A 15,378-nucleotide genomic window follows, 5' to 3' on the forward strand; every position below is an offset into this window, starting at 1 on the left:
CCGCCGCGCCGGAGCCCGAATGTTAACATATAAAGGTGCCGGCCGTATTTATTTCAATAGCTTTAGCTACACGACTCCCCGAATTTTCGGGGTGTTTTTTTATGGTCTTAACCATCAGATGTATTTGCATATGCACATATAGGTTTTAGCCTTTTAAGAAAGAGCTATACCTTTACTTCCTGATTCCACCATTTCCCACCGCATGGACCAGTATTCCTACATCGCCAATGCCAACGGCGAGTTCATCGACCAGCTATATCAATCGTATAAAAACGACCCTGAATCGGTTGATTTCGGCTGGCAGAAGTTTTTTGAGGGCTTCGATTTCTCGCAGCAGTTCCCCGACGGCGAGCTGCCCCAGGCCGACGGCGAAGGCGCCCTGGTAACGTCGGCCAGCACCAACAACGCCCCCCGCATCCGCTCGGTCGACCGCGAGTCGGGCGACAAGGAAACCCAGGTGCGCAACCTGATATACGCCTACCGCAGCCGCGGCCACCTCGTGGCCCAGACCAACCCGGTGCGCGACCGGAAAGACCGCCAGGCCCACCTGCAACTGGCCGATTTCGGGCTGGGCGAGGCCGACCTGGACACTGTGTTCCGCAGTGGCAACGTGGTGGTGGGCCTGGCCGACGACGCCACGCTGCGCCAGATTCTGGACGCGCTGCAGAAGATTTACACCCGCAGCATCGGCTTCGAGTACACCTACATCCGCGACCCGAAAGTACTCGACTGGTTCCGCGACAAGGTGGAGCGCGAGTCGCTGAGCTTCAAGCCCAGCAAGGAGTACAAGAAGCGGATTCTGAGCAAGCTCAATGAGGCTGTGGTGTTCGAGAACTTCCTGCACACCAAGTTTCTGGGGCAGAAGCGCTTCTCGCTCGAAGGCGGCGAAACCACCATTCCGGCTCTTGATGCCATCATCCGCAAGGGGGCCGAGCTGGGCGTTGAGGAAGTGATGATTGGCATGGCCCACCGCGGCCGGCTGAACGTGCTGGCCAACATCATGGGCAAAACCTACGAGCAGATTTTCTCGGAGTTCCAGGGCACCGCCGTACCCGACCTGACCATGGGCGACGGCGACGTGAAGTACCACATGGGCTTCAGCAGCCAGGTAGATGTCGACGGCAAATCGGTGAACCTGAAGCTGGCCCCCAACCCCTCGCACCTCGAGGCCGTGAACCCGGTAGTGGAGGGCTTCGTGCGCGCCAAAATCGACCACGGCTACAACAACGACCTGACCAAGGTGCTGCCCATCCTCATCCACGGCGACGCCGCCATTTCGGGCCAGGGCATTGGCTACGAAGTGACGCAGATGTCGCAGCTGGAGGGCTACAAGGCCGGCGGCACCATCCATTTCGTCATCAACAACCAGGTAGGCTTTACCACTGATTTCGAGGACGGCCGCTCGTCGATTTACAGCACCGACCTGGCCAAGATTATCGACGCGCCAGTGCTGCACGTAAACGGCGACGACCCCGAGGCCGTAGTGTTTGCCGTGCAGCTGGCCACCGAGTACCGCCAGGAGTTTCACGCCGATATCTTCATTGATATGGTGTGCTACCGCCGCCACGGCCACAACGAGTCCGACGAGCCCAAGTTCACCCAGCCGGTGCTCTACAACCTCATCAGCAAGCACCAGAACCCGCGCGAGGTGTACAACGCCACGCTGGTAAAGCGCGGCGACGTGGATGCCGAGCTGGCCGACGAGCTCGATAAGGAGTTCCGCGACACGCTGCAGGCCCGCCTGGATTTGGTGAAGCAGCAGGCGCTGCCCTACCAGTACCAGCCCCTGGAAAACGAGTGGCGCAGCCTGCGCCGCAGCACCTCGGCCGACTTCGAGCAGAGCCCCGAAACCGGTATCAGCGAGCAGGCCCTGGAGCAGGTGGGCCGCGCCCTGACCACGCTGCCCGAGGGCTTCCGGCCCCTCAAGCAGATTGAGAAGCTGATGGAGGAGCGCCGCAAGATGTTCTTCGAGACGCGGATGCTGAACTGGGCGGCCGGCGAGCTGCTGGCCTACGGTTCGCTGCTGCTCGACAAGCACATTGTGCGCGTAAGCGGCCAGGACGTGCAGCGCGGCACGTTCTCGCACCGCCACGCCGTACTGCACGACGCCGAAACGTCGGCGCCCTACAACTCGCTCAACCACATTGCCGAGGGCCAGCAGACGCTGCGCATCTACAACTCGCTGCTGAGCGAGTACGCGGTGCTGGGCTTCGAATTCGGCTACGCCATGGCCAACCCCACGGCCCTGGTGGTGTGGGAGGCCCAGTTCGGCGACTTCGCCAACGGTGCCCAGACCATGATTGACCAGTTCATCGTGAGCTCGGAAAGCAAGTGGCAGCGCATGAACGGCCTCGTGATGCTGCTGCCCCACGGCTACGAGGGCCAGGGCCCGGAGCACTCCAACGCCCGCCCCGAGCGGTTTTTGCAGCTGGCAGCCGAAAACAACATCATCGTGGCCAACATGACCACGCCGGCCAACTTCTTCCACGCCCTGCGCCGGCAGCTGACCTGGGAGTTCCGCAAGCCGCTCATCGTGATGTCGCCCAAGTCGATGTTGCGCAACCCGCTGTGCGTGTCGCCGGTGGAGGAATTCGTGAGCGGCCGCTTCCGCGAGGTGCTCGGCGACGACTACGCCGAGGCCAAGAAAGTGAAGCGCGTGCTGCTGTGCTCGGGCAAAGTGTACTTCGATCTGCTCGACGAGCAGCAGCAGTCGGAGCGCCGCGACGTGGCCATTGTGCGCCTGGAGCAGCTGCACCCATTCCCGCAGCAGCAGCTGAATGCCGAGCTGGCCAAATACCCCAAGGCCAAGGTGTACTGGGTGCAGGAAGAGCCCGAAAACATGGGCTACTGGAACTACCTGCTGCGCTTTATGCGCCGCGAGCTGCACGACGTCATCTCGCGCAAGCCCTCGGCTTCGCCGGCTACCGGCTACAACAAAGTACACGTCAAGGAGCAGAAAGACCTGGTTGCCCGTGCCTTCGACAAGCCCGCCGAGGCCGTGGCCGACGACGTAATTGAAGCAACCAACGCCATTGCCAAAAAGCAGGACTAGCTGTTTTGAGCCTTTAGCTGATGGCTGGTAGCTGTTAGCTTCCTTTCAAAAGCTGCTGCTTTGCTTACCTATTCACTCCCGAAACCTCTCAAAACTCCCACCTATGGGTCTGGAAATTAAAATCCCCGCCGTTGGCGAATCCATCACCGAAGTAACCATTGCCAAGTGGCTGAAGGCCGATGGCGACACGGTTGAGCGCGACGAAATTATTGCCGAGCTCGAATCGGACAAGGCTACGTTTGAGTTGCCCGCCGAGACGGCCGGCACTCTGCGCATCAAGGTAGCGGAGGGCGAAACCATCGATATCGGTACCACCATTGCCGAAATCGACGGCGCTGGTACCGCAGCCCCGCAGGCGGCCCCGGCCGCTGCGGCAGCCCCAGCCGCCAGCGCCACCGACCCCATCGCCAAAGGCGAAGAAAACCCCCGGGCCAGCGACCAGGCTGGCTACGGCGGCCAGCCCGAAGGAGGTGCGGCAGCCGGCAACGGCAGCCAGAGCGGTGGCGGCGCAACGGTCGAGATGACCATTCCGACCGTGGGCGAGTCTATTACCGAGGTGACCGTGGCCAAATGGCTGAAGGCCGATGGCGACACCGTGGAGCGCGATGAAATTATTGCCGAGCTGGAGTCGGACAAGGCTACGTTTGAGCTGCCCGCTGAGGCCGCCGGCACGCTGCGCCACGCCGCCAAGGAAGGCGAAACCATCAGCATCGGGGCCACCATCGCCCGCATTGAGGGCGGCAGCGGCGCCAGCGCCGCTCCAAAAGCCGATGCCCCGAAAGCGGCCGCCGCCGCCGCTCCGGCTGGCAACGCCGCCGCCGGTACCGGCAGCAACTCTTACGCCACGGGCACGCCTTCGCCGGCGGCCGGCAAAATCCTGGGCGAAAAGGGCATCAGCCCTGCCGACGTAGCCGGCAGCGGCCGCGACGGCCGCATAACGAAGGAGGACGCGCAAAATGCCTCGGCCAAGCCTGCCGCCGCCCCGGCCGCTCCGAAGGCTGCCCCGGCTTCAGCCAAAAACGAAGCTAACAGCCAACCGCTAACAGCTAACAGCTCAGAAAGAAACCAGCGCCGCGAGCGGATGAGCAACCTGCGCAAAACGGTGGCCCGCCGCCTGGTAACGGTGAAGAACGAGACGGCCATGCTCACCACCTTCAACGAGGTGAACATGCAGCCCATCATGGACCTGCGCACCAAGTTCAAGGACAAGTTCAAGGAGAAAAACGGTGTGGGCCTCGGCTTCATGTCGTTCTTCACCAAGGCCGTGTGCGTGGCCCTGCAGGAGTGGCCGAGCGTGAACGCGCAGATTGACGGCACCGACATCGTGTACAACGACTTCTGCGACATCAGCATTGCCGTATCGGCCCCCAAGGGGCTGGTGGTGCCGGTTATCCGCAATGCCGAGTTGCTGAGCTTCGAAGGCATCGAGAAGGAAGTGGTGCGGCTGGCTACGCTGGCCCGCGACAACAAGCTCACGCTGGAGCAGATGACTGGTGGCACGTTCACGCTCACCAACGGCGGCGTGTTCGGCTCGATGATGAGTACGCCCATCATCAACGCCCCGCAGTCGGCCATTTTGGGCATGCACAACATCATCCAGCGCCCCATCGCCGAGAACGGGCAGGTGGTTATCCGCCCCATGATGTACCTGGCCCTGAGCTACGACCACCGCATCATCGACGGCCGCGAGTCGGTGTCGTTCCTGGTGCGCGTGAAGGAGCTGCTCGAAGACCCGACTCGTCTGCTGCTGGGTGTCTAGAATCACGGATTAGCGCGGATTTTAGCGGATTTCACGGATTTTATAGCTGGTCCGGTTATAGTCGTTTGTAGTTTGCTGCAACTCCAAAAAGAAAAAGCCACCTCTTGCGAGGTGGCTTTTTTGATGGTTTATAAAACCCGTGAAATCCGTTTAAATCCGCGCTAATTCGTGATCCTTTAGTCGACGGGCAGTTCGCGGCTGCGCACGGCCTTGAGGCGGGTAACCATCTGGCCGGCGAGCTGCTTGGCCTGCTCGGCTTTGGAACCGGCAAAATACTCCTCGACGGTAGACGAAAACAGCTGCAGCCAGTGCTCGATGTGGGCGCCGCCGCGCGGCAGGGCCACCTGTTCGGGTAGGGCCTCGCCCTCGGGCGTGCCGGCGCCCAGCAGCGAGCAGCTCCAGTAGCGGTACTGCGAGGTAAGGTAGTGGGGCCAGTGAATGCGGGCCGCCGCCGCGAAACTGGCACCCAGCAGCGTGTCTTGCGTAGCTTTCTGGCAGAGCGAATCAACCAGCGTTTTGATGTCGCCTTCGGTACAAATGTCGGGGCGGGTAGCAGACAGTTTCATAGGCCAGAAAGTAGAAGTAGGTGGGGCTTCACTGTACGCAGCGAATTTACGCAGGTTGCCCGGTATTCGCCATTAAAACAGGCGCTTACTTCTTCTTTCCTTTTTTAATGTTACCGGGCAGCAGCCGTGCGCCGTGCCAGGGCATTCGAGGGCCCGATAATCCTACGCCGCCACCTATAAGCACCTGGCTGGCAGGGCCCGGAGCCGGGCCGACCGCAGCCGGCTTCAGGAGAGTTTGCGGGGCTGCGGCTGCTTGCCGCCCAGCACTACCAGCGCCACGGCCGCCACAATCAGGGCCGCGCCGCCCACCATGCCGGTGTTCAGGCGCTCACCGGCAAACAGCCAGCCCAGCAGCACTGCCACCACCGGGTTCACGAAGGCATACGTACCGGCCAGCGCCGGCTCGACTACCCGCAGCAGCCAGATGTAGGCCGAGAAGGCCACGATTGAGCCGAAGGTAATCAGGTAGGCCAGCGCGCCCCAGATTTTGAGCGGCACCTCCGCTACATGGAAGGTGGCGGCCTCGCCGTGCAGCAGCCCGATGATCAGCAGATAGCCGCCGCCGCACAGCATCTGCATACCCACGCCCACGAAGGGCGAGCCGCTCACGGGTTTCTGGCGCGAATACAGCGAGCCGACCGCCCACATAAACGAGGCCACGAGCACCGCGCCAATGCCCAGCAGCGAATGGCCGGGCAGCAACACCGAGGCCGTGCTGGACGTTCTCATCAGCAGCAGCAGCCCCCCAATGCCCAGCACCAGGCCCAGCAGCACCTTTGCGTTGGGCCGGCGGCTGAGGCCCGAAGCCCAACCCAGCAGCGCCAGGTACATGGGTACCGTGGCCACGAGCAGCGCCGTGGTGCCCGATGGAATGTACTGCTGCGCGAAGGTGGTGCCGCCGTTGCCGAACACCGGCAAACACAGGCCCACCACGGCCGCCCGGCCCCAGTCCTGCCGCGAGGGGGCCGCCGCGCCGCTCAGCCGCATAGCCCCGTAGAGCACGGTGCCCGCGACCAGATAGCGCATGGATGAGAGTAGAAACGGCGGCCAGACGTCGAGCGCAATTTTGGTGGCCAGGTAAGTGGAACCCCAGATGAGGTACAGGGCCAGCAGCGCCAGTACAATAAGGGAACGGGGAGCAGCAGTAGGCGCAGGAGCCAGCATAGAACAGCGGAAAAGGTGCGCAAACGTACGGGCCTTTTCATTGGGCCGGGCGTTTGGCGCAGCGTAGCCGTTGTATTTTGCACCCTGCTCATCCCGCTCACCTTACCTTTCTGCCCTATGCCGCGTCTGCTGTTTCTATTGACTCTTCTGCTGTGCTGCGCTGCGCCGCCGGCTGCCCGGGCCCAGCTGCTGCAGGGCGATACGCCCGCTGGTTTCAGCCGTGCCGATTCGCTGCGGGGCAACTACAACGCGCCGTTGCGGAGCTGTTACGACATCAACTATTACCACCTCGATGTGCGCCTCGATGTGGCCGGCCGGGCCATCCGGGGCTCCAACGCTTTTCACTTCACGGCTACCCGCAACCTGCAGCGGCTGCAGTTCGATTTGTTTGCCAACCTGGCCGTAGAAAAAGTGGAGTACCAGGGCCGGGAGCTGCCATTTACCCGCGAGTTCAACGCCGTGTTCATCACCTTCCCGGCGCCCATCCGGCAGGGCCAGCAGGCGAGCTTCACGGTGTACTATGGCGGGCAGCCGACTGTCGCCAAAAACGCGCCCTGGGATGGCGGGATGGTGTTTGCCGAGCACGGCGCGGGCCAGCCCTGGGTGGCCACGGCCTGCCAGGGTGTGGGCGCCAGCATCTGGTGGCCCTGCAAAGACCAGCAGGCCGACGAGCCCGATTCCATGCTTATCAGCGTGACGGTGCCCCGGGGCCTGACCAACGTGTCGAACGGCCGCCTGCGCCGCACTACCAGGCTCAAGGGCGGTGCCACCCGCTTCGACTGGTTCGTGGGCAACCCCATCAACAACTACGATGTGGCTTTGAACGTGGCCAACTACGCCCACTTCCAGGACACTTACGCCGGCGAGAAGGGTGCGCTCAGCCTCGACTACTGGGTGCTGCCCGAGAACCTGGCCAAGGCCAAAAAGCAGTTCGGCGAGAACGTGAAGCCCATGCTCAAAAGCATGGAGTACTGGTTCGGACCCTATCCGTTTTACGAAGACGGCTACAAGCTGGTGGAAACGCCCCATTTGGGCATGGAGCACCAGAGCGCCGTGGCCTACGGCAACGAGTATAAGAACGGCTACCGGGGCCTCGACCGCTCGGGCACCGGCTGGGGCCTGAAGTGGGACTTCATCATCATCCACGAAAGCGGCCACGAGTGGTTCGGCAACAACATCACCACCAAAGACATTGCCGATATGTGGGTGCACGAGGCCTTCACCACTTACTCGGAGGCCCTGTTTGTGGAAACCCAGTTCGGCAAAGATGCCGCCCGCCAGTACATCCACGGCCAGCGCCGCAACATCCGCAACGACGGCCCCATCATCGGGCCCTACGGCGTCAATCAGGAGGGCTCGTCGGATATGTATGACAAGGGCGCCAACCTGCTCCACCTGCTCCGCACCAGCTACGTGCCCGACGATGCGAAGTGGCGCGCGCTGCTGCGGGGCCTGGGCCGCACCTTCTACCACCAAACCGTAACGACCCAGCAGGTAACCGACTACTTCAACCAGCAAACCGGCCAGAACCTGACGCCCGTTTTCGACCAGTACCTGCGCCATGCCGGCCTGCCGGTGCTGGAAGTCCGCTTCCCGACTACCGGCCCGCCCCTGGCCCGTTGGGTGGCCGAGGCGCCCGGTTTTGCGCTGCCCGCCCGCCTGCGGGTGCAGGGTAATGCCGATTTCGTGGCGTTGCCGCTCACGACCACCTTCCAGCCGGTAAACCTGCCGGGCCTGACCCGCGAGAGCCTGGAAGTGGACACCACGAACTGCTACATCGGGGTGCTGGTGGAGTAGGGGAAGTGAGTGAATGCGTGAAGAGAAGGAGCCGTCAGGTAGCCCCGGAGGGGCGGCATATCGGTAGCAGCCAATACCCACCCACGGATAAAGCCCCGGCGGGGCGACACAGCCAGTTTAACGGTTGGTGTCGCCCCGCCGGGGCTTTATCCGTGGGTGGGTATTGGCTGCTACCGATATGCCGCCCCTCCGGGGCTACCTGATGGCTTCCCCTCACTCATTCACCAACTCACGCATTCACTCACTTCCCCGCCGCAACCGCTACCTTTGCCCGTAGTTGATTTCCACCGACATTTCCTGACTATGAATCAGTACGACGTTACCGTTATCGGTTCGGGGCCGGGCGGCTATGTGGCCGCTATCCGCTGCGCGCAATTGGGCCTCAAAACGGCGCTTATCGAGAAGTACGACACGCTGGGCGGCACCTGCCTCAACGTGGGCTGCATCCCGAGCAAGGCCCTGCTCGATAGCACTGAGCACTACCACAACGCCCACAGCACTTTCAAGGAGCACGGCATTGAGCTGAGTGATTTGCGGGTGAACATGCCTCAGATGAACGACCGCAAGAACGGCGTGGTGAAAGCCAACACCGACGGCATCGTGTACCTGATGAAGAAGAATAAAATCGACGTCATCCACGGCCTGGGCTCGTTCGTCGATAAAACGCACATCAAAATCGTGCCCACCAACGGCGGCGAGGAGCAGCAGATTGAGACCAAGAACGTCATCATCGCCACCGGCTCGAAGCCCACGGTGCTGCCCTTCATCAGCCAAGATCAGGAGCGCATCATCACGAGCACCGAGGCCCTCAACATCCGTGAGGTACCCAAGAGCTTCGTCGTGATTGGCGGCGGCGTTATCGGCCTCGAAATGGCCTCCATCTACGCCCGTCTGGGCTCGGAGGTAACCGTTATTGAGTACACCGACGCGCTGGTGCCTACCATGGACTCCAGCGTCGGCAAGGAGCTCAAGCGCGTGCTGGGCAAAATCGGCATCAAGTTCATGCTGGGCCACAAGGTAACCGGCGCCACCCGCGCCGGCGATGTGGTGACGGTAACCGCCACCAGCCCCAAGGGCGAGGAGGTGAAGGTAGAGGGCGACTACTGCCTGGTAGCCGTGGGCCGTTCGCCCTACACGGCGGGCCTGAACCTGGAAGCCGCCGGCATTGAGATGGAGGAGCGCGGCCGCATCAAGGTCGATGCCCACCTGCAAACCAACGTGCCCGGCATCTACGCCATCGGCGACGTAGTGCGCGGCGCCATGCTGGCCCACAAGGCCGAGGAAGAGGGCGTATTCGTGGCCGAAACCATCGTGGGCCAGAAGCCCCACATCAACTATCTGCTCATTCCGGGCGTGGTGTACACCTGGCCCGAAGCGGCCGGGGTGGGCTACACCGAAGAGCAGCTCAAGCAGGAAGGCCGGGCCTACAAAACCGGTAACTTCCCCTTCCGCGCCTCGGGCCGCGCCCGCGCCTCCGGCGACCTCGACGGTTTCGTGAAGGTGCTGGCCGACAAAACGACCGACGAAATTCTGGGCGTGCACATGGTGGGCCCCCGCATCGCCGACCTCATTGCCGAAGCCGTGACGGCCATGGAGTTCCGCGCCTCGGCCGAAGACGTGGCCCGTATGAGCCACGCCCACCCCACCTACGCCGAAGCCATGAAGGAAGCGTGTTTGGCCGCTACCGAGAACCGCGCCATCCACATGTAAGGCGACTGCCTTCCGGCAGCAACGAAAGCGGCCGAAGCTCCTGGGAGCTTCGGCCGCTTTTGTTTTAAGAAACTCTACTCAGTTTTTAGGCAAGCCTGCATAATTGGAATATACCGCTTCATTATCAGATTTTTCCTGCGAAGACTCCCCACACTTATACCAGCCACTCTCCCATTAGGACTGATAAACATGACGAAGGGATATTTGAATTGAGTAATTTGTTCTACTCTCTCAAAGGCTCTTGCACCTACTGCTTGCGGAAAAGGCAGATAGTGAGTTTTTAAATATCTGTTAGTGGTAATGGAATCATTAAAAGGAAATCCAATGAAATCTGCTTGTTCATGAAAAGTATTATACAATTCACTTATAGCGGCTGCGTCTTCAGCATCTGAACGAACAAAGTCAGGTGGTGTGAATTTGTCCGTTGCAGCCCAAAAATATAAAACCATGGCTTTCCCTCGCTCTGGTCTAGTGCTCACGCTGTTACCTCGATTGGTCATTGTTGTGAAAACAGGCCCAATTGAGCCTTTCATACAGTCTGTGGGGTAATCAGTAGTGTCACTGTTTATACTTATTTTTCTACATAGTGAAAGATTCTCTTCGAAAGTATTTTCTTTTTGAAACGAACATGATGATGCAATAAAAACAATCAGTAAGCATAGTCTGCCGTAAGTCACGCGCTTGTATTATTGTGTGAATGAAAAATATGTTTCGATGATAAATATATATTAGCTTAGGTGTCTACCTAAGTTCCAGAGGTGTAAATTTGTGCCTTTCCATTGAGCACATAGCCAGACATTAAAAACGCGTTTCTACACTATAACCTGCGTGCATCAATCAAGAAACTTCTATAGTAGTAAGTCCTGATTTTGCGACAATATCCAATAAAAAACCACCCGCCACAACAGTGGCGGGCAGTTTCTTTGCGTAGCGGGGGCGGGTTAGGCCGGCAGCGGGTCCTGATGGGCGCTGATGCCGGCCTTGCAGGTCGTCAGCCGCGTTACTTGGGCGACGGTTTGCCCGGCGTCCACGTCGGCCAGCAACTTGTGGCGGCCCGTTACCTGAGCACCTCACGTAGCTCGCGGAGGCGGAAGCGGGGGGCGTAGGGCACGGAGTCACAGATGGTGGCAGCGTGGCCCGTGTTGGCCGGAAATATCGGGGGCGTCGGCAACTGCTGGAAAGTGCCCACCATTGCCCGGAAACGAAAAAACCGCTTCTCCGGAAGGAGAAACGGTTTCTTGAACGATGGAGCCTCTTATTGGACTCGAACCAACGACCTGCTCATTACGAATGAGCTGCTCTACCAGCTGAGCTAAAGAGGCACTTTGCCCGGCAGCGGACCCGCCGGGGCTGCAAATATAGAAACCCCGGCCCACAACGCGCAAGGTCGGGGTAGTTTTTTTTCGTCCATCGGCTGCAGGCAGTTCCGGGGCTTTCCGGCATCTTTGCGGGTAGCATGGTAAAAACGATTCGCAAACTCCTCGTCCGCACGCTTGGCTTCGAGCGTTACATTCGCCTGGTAAGCCGGGTGTACCTGCGGCTGGTGGGCGCGGGCTGGGGCCGGGCGAAGTATCCCGAGCTGTTTTTCCTGGAGAAGATTGTGCGCCCCGGTTTCGTATGCCTCGATATCGGGGCCAACCTGGGCTACTATTCGGTGGCCCTCTCGCGGCTGGTGGGCCCCACGGGCCGGGTGCTGGCCGTGGAGCCCATACCCGATTTCCAGGCCATCTGGCACGACAACGTGCGCCTCAGCGGCCACCAGAACCTCACGCTGCTGCCCTACGCGCTGGGCAGCGAAAACACCACCGTGCAGATGGGCACGCCCGAGCGCGCCGGCCTGCTGCACCACGGCATGACCAAGGTGGCGGCCAGCAGCCCCACCGAAACCTACGCCCGCACCTACGAAGTGCCCATGCGCGTGCCCGACGAGCTGCTGGTCGACCTGCCCCGCCTCGATTTCGTGAAGTGCGACGTGGAAGGCTTCGAGTCGGTGGTGTTTGCCCATATGCAGGCCACCCTACGCCGTTGCCGCCCCCTGATTCAGACGGAGCTCAACGGCCTCGAAAACCGTCGGCAGGTGGTGGCGCTGCTGGCCGGGCTTGGCTACAAACCATTTGTACTCTCGCCGCGTTCTGAACTCGTAGCCTGTTCCGAAGAGCAGCTCAACAGCGCCGTTACGGCCGATTTCTACTTTCAACCTGTTTCCTGAGCCTTCCTTTTTCCGGCTTCGTTGCAATGGTAAAATTCCTGATCATCCTGCTCGTCATCTGGCTCGTGAGCCGCTACATTCTGCCCGTGGTGCTGCGGCTGGTAGTGGGGGCGCTGGTGAAGAAGCAGGCGCAAAAGTTCGGCCAGCAGTTCGGCCAAAACCCGTTCACCCAGCCGCCCCGCCCGTCGGCCAGCCGCTCCGGCAGCGCCCCCGGCGAGGTCCACGTCGATTATGTGCCACCCCAGGAAAAAGCCGAGGCCAAGGGGTTTAAAGGCGGCGAGTACATCGATTTTGAGGAAGTGAAATAGTCTTACGCTGTCAGCTAAGTACGCCGTAGGGGCGGGGCTTGCCCCCGCCCGCCATTGAACGGAATCCGATGTGGTCGTTCAGCGGCGGGAGGGGGCAAGCTCTGCCCCTACGGCGTGCTTCGCTAACCGCTCATCAACCTAAATGCCGATGCCTACCCGGATACCGGTGCCAGCGCGAGTGCCCGACTGCAGGCTGGTGTAAAAATCAACCCGCATGACTTTGAAGATATGCTCGATACCGGCGCCCAGCTCCAGGTAGTGGCCGGCGGCGGGGGTGGTGAGGTAGTTGAGCGAGGCCACTTCCTGCCATTTCAGGCGGCGCAGCAGCGGGATTTTGTTCAGCAGGAAGCCGTTGAAGTGATGGTTGTAGTGGGCCTCCACGAACTGGTCGGCGGTGCTGAAGCGGTAGTAGTCGAGCAGTTGGAACTGGCTGAAATCGGCGGCCAGGTAGGTGCGGTTGCCGCTGAAGTGGCGCAAATCCATGAACGCCAGCCGGGGCGAGCCGGGAAAGAAGCCGGCCGCCACCCGGTAGTTGCTCGTGCCCAGCAACCCAAACGATACCGATTGCCGCACGCCGGCCTCCAGCAGCGTGTAGCGTACCTCCGAGCCCAGCGCGCCGAGGCCCTGCCGCCAGATGACGGACAGGGTGGGGTACTTCGAGCCCAGGTTGAACTTGCCGTTGGGCCGTGTAATGTAGCGCTGGCCGGGCTGGAAGGTGGCCGACAGCTCGGTGCTCAGGGCGCGGCTACGGCCGAAACCCGTGCCGCCGGGCAGCTCCGCGGCCACCGGGTCGTTGGGCGTAAAGGCCCGACCCGGCACGTCGCGCAGCAGCCTGGTGGTGGTGTTCTGCAGCTGGTGGCGCACGTCGTAGCTGGTGCGGGCCAGCAGCGTGAGGCCGTTGAGCGGCTCCCACTGGTAGCCCAGCGCGGCGCCGTCGCGGCGGTAGAGCTTGGCGTAATTGCGGTTTTCGAGTAGCGTGTAGTAGCTGTTGATGAAGGGCGTGAGCTGGCTGCTGCGGTCAAAATTCTCAATGGTGCGGCCCACGCGCGCCACCAAACGGCCCAGCCGCACGGGGTGCAGCTGCCAGCTGCCCGACACGCTGGGGCTCAGCAGCTCGTTGCTGAAGCCATAGCGCAGGCTTGGCGTAACCGACCAGGTGCGCCGGTCGTCGGTGCGCTGGGTGAAGGTGGCCTCGGGGTTGAGCACCACGCCCTCGACGGTATTGTAGTTGAGGATGTTGAACACTGGCTGCACCGTCCAGCTCTGCTTGGCGAAGGTGCGGCTGTAGGTATAGCCCGTCAGTAGCACCTTGCCCAGGCCCAGCTCGTTGCGCTTGCGGTCCAGCGAATCCTGGTAGGGCCGCGACTTACGGATAACTTCGGTGCTGTCCTTCACGCGGTAATCGAGCTGCTCCTCATCGGTGAGCGGCGTGGGGCGGATGGTGGCCCAGTAGGTGGTGTCGCGCTCGTTGGCCGCTTTTTCCACCAGCATAATTTCGCCCTTGCGCAGCTTGCCCACGCCGCTGGTGTCGCGGGCGCTGGCCTGCTCGGCCTTTTTGGCCTGGCGGCGCACGGCCCGGCTCAGCCCGCTCAGGTCGGGCCGCTGGCGCCTCACCTCGGCCACGGTTTCGCGGCCTACCGGCGCATCGTCGGCCAGAGTAGGAGCGGGGGCCGCAGTGGGGGCGGGGCGGTTGGGGAAGGTGGGCGTAACGCGGTAGTTGGAGAGCACGGCCGTCGTGTAACCGCTGCCCTTGAAGCCAAAGGCCGTGAAGCTCACAGTAATCCGCTGCGACTGCATCACCCACACATCCGACGGCCCCGGCGCGGGCACGAATAGCTGCTCGATATGCAGGCCGTCCACGTAGTCGATTTGCGCCCCCCGGGTCAGGTCCAGCGACACCGACTGCAGCCGCCAGGTGCCATCGACCACGTAAATGTGGCCCGCAAACACGGGGTCGGAAGCGCGGCGCGGCGTCACCTTGATTTTATGAATCAGCAGGCCGTCGCGCTGGCTGCTGCCCTCCAGCTCGTAGCGGTAGAACAGGAAGGCGTTGCTGGCAATGGGCGAGACGAAGCCGCGCTCCGAAAAACCGCTTTTCAGCAGGTTCTGGTAGAAATTAAGCCCCCGCCCGGCGCTGGCCCGGTTGAAGCTCAGGCCCTTGGCGTCGCCGCTCACCCGCGAGGAAATCATGCGCTCCTGCACCACGTTGGGCTGCCGGAAACTCAGCTCCGATACCGATTCAGACAGGTAAAAAATGCCCGGCTTGAAGTCGGGACCCACCTTCACGAGGCCCAGAATCTTACCCGGCACGTCGGAGAAGCGGGCCAGTGTTTTCACGTAGGTACGGGCCCGGAAAGCGGCCACCTCGCGCTCGTGGTAGCGCCGCCACTGCATGGCCTGCTGAATGATGGCGTAGGCGGGGTCTTTGTCGGAGCCGCGCACCACTACTTCGCGCAGCTGGTAGTTTTCGGGCAGCAGCGTTACGTTGAGTACCGTGGCCGTGTCGCCGCCGGCCACGCGCACGGTTTGCTGGCTGGGCCGGTAGCCCACGTACTGAAACACCAGCTCGTAGGTGCCAGCCGCCAGCCGCAGCTGGTAGTCGCCCTGCTCGTTGGCGGCGGTGCTGGTGGTCGTGCCACGCACGGCCACATTGGCAAAGGCCAGTCCCGCTCCTTGGGGGTCAGCAAGGCGCCCCCGTACTACGCCGCTCCAGGCCGGGCCAGTCAGCAGCAACAGTAGTAAAACAAGCAGCGCGGGGCGCGAATAAAGCAGGGGCATACAAAGCGAATAATCCGGGATGCAAGTAAGAGCAA

At 61.6% G+C, this 15,378-nt stretch carries 10 protein-coding genes and 1 tRNA gene; 6 read left to right on the plus strand and 5 right to left on the minus strand.

All coding sequences use genetic code 11. From position 1 onward, the window contains the following. Window positions 1–202 precede the first annotated feature (202 nt). Both BLW21_RS17525 and odhB read left to right on the plus strand, forming a co-directional pair. Window positions 203–3,052, plus strand: a complete 2,850-nt coding sequence (locus BLW21_RS17525) for a 2-oxoglutarate dehydrogenase E1 component (protein ID WP_092742700.1) — start codon at window positions 203–205, stop codon at window positions 3,050–3,052. Window positions 3,053–3,155: 103 nt separating this feature from the next. Further along, entirely contained in the window at window positions 3,156–4,811 is a 1,656-nt protein-coding gene (gene odhB / locus BLW21_RS17530) for a 2-oxoglutarate dehydrogenase complex dihydrolipoyllysine-residue succinyltransferase (protein WP_092742703.1), read from the plus strand. A gap of 176 nt (window positions 4,812–4,987) precedes the next feature. Here odhB and BLW21_RS17535 read toward each other — a convergent pair whose 3' ends face one another. After that, complete coding sequence (locus tag BLW21_RS17535) at window positions 4,988–5,377, minus strand: group III truncated hemoglobin (RefSeq protein ID WP_092742707.1); 390 nt, start codon at window positions 5,375–5,377, stop codon at window positions 4,988–4,990. 225 nt (window positions 5,378–5,602) lie between these two features. After that, window positions 5,603–6,541 carry an EamA family transporter gene (locus tag BLW21_RS17540; protein WP_092742710.1) on the minus strand — a complete coding sequence of 313 codons (939 nt, stop codon included), beginning with the start codon at window positions 6,539–6,541 and terminating at the stop codon, window positions 5,603–5,605. A gap of 117 nt (window positions 6,542–6,658) precedes the next feature. On the opposite strand from BLW21_RS17540, the gene BLW21_RS17545 reads away from it, so the two are divergent. Both BLW21_RS17545 and lpdA read left to right on the plus strand, forming a co-directional pair. Beyond that, complete coding sequence (locus tag BLW21_RS17545; RefSeq protein WP_245711949.1) at window positions 6,659–8,338, plus strand: M1 family metallopeptidase; 1,680 nt, start codon at window positions 6,659–6,661, stop codon at window positions 8,336–8,338. Between the two features lie 303 nt (window positions 8,339–8,641). Next, complete coding sequence (gene lpdA / locus BLW21_RS17550) at window positions 8,642–10,048, plus strand: dihydrolipoyl dehydrogenase (RefSeq protein ID WP_092742713.1); 1,407 nt, start codon at window positions 8,642–8,644, stop codon at window positions 10,046–10,048. Between the two features lie 74 nt (window positions 10,049–10,122). Here lpdA and BLW21_RS21280 read toward each other — a convergent pair whose 3' ends face one another. Together BLW21_RS21280 and BLW21_RS17555 are read right to left on the minus strand one after the other, a co-directional pair. After that, the gene (locus BLW21_RS21280) at window positions 10,123–10,581 is read right to left on the minus strand and encodes a peroxiredoxin family protein (RefSeq protein ID WP_139255293.1); all 459 of its coding nucleotides are present in this window, start codon (window positions 10,579–10,581) and stop codon (window positions 10,123–10,125) included. 713 nt (window positions 10,582–11,294) lie between these two features. Then, window positions 11,295–11,370: transfer RNA gene (locus BLW21_RS17555), tRNA-Thr, on the minus strand. A 134-nt stretch (window positions 11,371–11,504) separates the two neighbouring features. On the opposite strand from BLW21_RS17555, the gene BLW21_RS17560 reads away from it, so the two are divergent. Continuing rightward, window positions 11,505–12,257 carry an FkbM family methyltransferase gene (locus tag BLW21_RS17560; RefSeq protein WP_092742716.1) on the plus strand — a complete coding sequence of 251 codons (753 nt, stop codon included), beginning with the start codon at window positions 11,505–11,507 and terminating at the stop codon, window positions 12,255–12,257. 26 nt (window positions 12,258–12,283) lie between these two features. After that, a complete protein-coding gene (locus tag BLW21_RS17565; protein WP_092742719.1) occupies window positions 12,284–12,565 on the plus strand; it encodes a DUF4834 family protein in 282 nt (93 codons plus the stop codon). Between the two features lie 138 nt (window positions 12,566–12,703). On the opposite strand, the gene BLW21_RS17570 is transcribed toward BLW21_RS17565, so the two are convergent. Then, entirely contained in the window at window positions 12,704–15,343 is a 2,640-nt protein-coding gene (locus BLW21_RS17570; RefSeq protein WP_092742722.1) for a DUF5686 and carboxypeptidase regulatory-like domain-containing protein, read from the minus strand. Window positions 15,344–15,378 lie beyond the last annotated feature (35 nt).

It is taken from the genome of Hymenobacter psychrophilus, from assembly GCF_900107135.1.
GTDB lineage: Bacteria > Bacteroidota > Bacteroidia > Cytophagales > Hymenobacteraceae > Hymenobacter > Hymenobacter psychrophilus.

Bases quoted from the DNA above. Each gene is read 5' to 3' on its own strand.
- BLW21_RS17565 (WP_092742719.1), top strand. From the start codon at position 12,284: ATGGTAAAATTCCTGATCATCCTGCTCGTCATCTGGCTCGTGAGCCGC.
- BLW21_RS21280 (WP_139255293.1), bottom strand. From the start codon at position 10,581: ATGAAAGGCTCAATTGGGCCTGTTTTCACAACAATGACCAATCGAGGT.
- BLW21_RS17560 (WP_092742716.1), top strand. From the start codon at position 11,505: ATGGTAAAAACGATTCGCAAACTCCTCGTCCGCACGCTTGGCTTCGAG.
- odhB (WP_092742703.1), top strand. From the start codon at position 3,156: ATGGGTCTGGAAATTAAAATCCCCGCCGTTGGCGAATCCATCACCGAA.
- BLW21_RS17545 (WP_245711949.1), top strand. From the start codon at position 6,659: ATGCCGCGTCTGCTGTTTCTATTGACTCTTCTGCTGTGCTGCGCTGCG.
- BLW21_RS17525 (WP_092742700.1), top strand. From the start codon at position 203: ATGGACCAGTATTCCTACATCGCCAATGCCAACGGCGAGTTCATCGAC.
- BLW21_RS17540 (WP_092742710.1), bottom strand. From the start codon at position 6,541: ATGCTGGCTCCTGCGCCTACTGCTGCTCCCCGTTCCCTTATTGTACTG.
- BLW21_RS17535 (WP_092742707.1), bottom strand. From the start codon at position 5,377: ATGAAACTGTCTGCTACCCGCCCCGACATTTGTACCGAAGGCGACATC.
- lpdA (WP_092742713.1), top strand. From the start codon at position 8,642: ATGAATCAGTACGACGTTACCGTTATCGGTTCGGGGCCGGGCGGCTAT.
- BLW21_RS17570 (WP_092742722.1), bottom strand. From the start codon at position 15,343: ATGCCCCTGCTTTATTCGCGCCCCGCGCTGCTTGTTTTACTACTGTTG.